We start from the raw sequence: 599 nt of genomic DNA on the forward strand, positions 1-599 counted from the left end.
ACTGTATTAGGTCGATTTCTGGTCTCTATAAAATCAGGCAATAGATTAAAGCTACTCCAAAAATCCATCCGTATTAGTGAGGAAGAAAGTGGAAAGGCAGTAAAAGTAGAGGTGGCAAAGGGTTTAGTTAAGGAAGGAGTTTCTGCTCATGTTATCTCTCAAACGATCAGTTTATCTATTGATGAATATGATAATGATGAGGAAAAAATTTCTATTCCGTATAAAGTAGGTCAAAGAATAAAAGAATGGAGATTGATACGAGGATACACTCAAGAAGATTTAGCAAGCAAAGTGGGCGTAATAAATCAAAGAATATATGAATATGAACAAGGACGAGCTGCTGTTTCACTTGAAATGTTAGATGAAATAGCAAAGATGCTATTAATTAATATTACAGATCTGCTTCCAGAAACAAGAGAAAATGAGAATAGTGAAGTGGAACTATCAAGGTTAATAGAAGAATACAAAAAGATTAAAAGCCAAGAATTACGTCATGTACTCATAAAATCTCTGTTTGAAAGCATACAAGTTTGCAAAGAGAAAGTGAAGAAAGTAGAAAAGATGAAAATTGCAAAGAATTTAGTTAAGGAAGGAATTTC

At 32.7% G+C, this 599-nt stretch carries 1 protein-coding gene; it reads left to right on the top strand.

Annotation, left to right across the window (positions count from 1 at the left end):
* A partial coding sequence (locus ACIPNH_RS01015; protein ID WP_400771064.1) for a helix-turn-helix domain-containing protein occupies nt 1-599 on the top strand: 599 nt, incomplete at both ends.

This window comes from Wolbachia endosymbiont of Drosophila barbarae, assembly GCF_044752445.1.
GTDB lineage: Bacteria > Pseudomonadota > Alphaproteobacteria > Rickettsiales > Anaplasmataceae > Wolbachia > Wolbachia pipientis.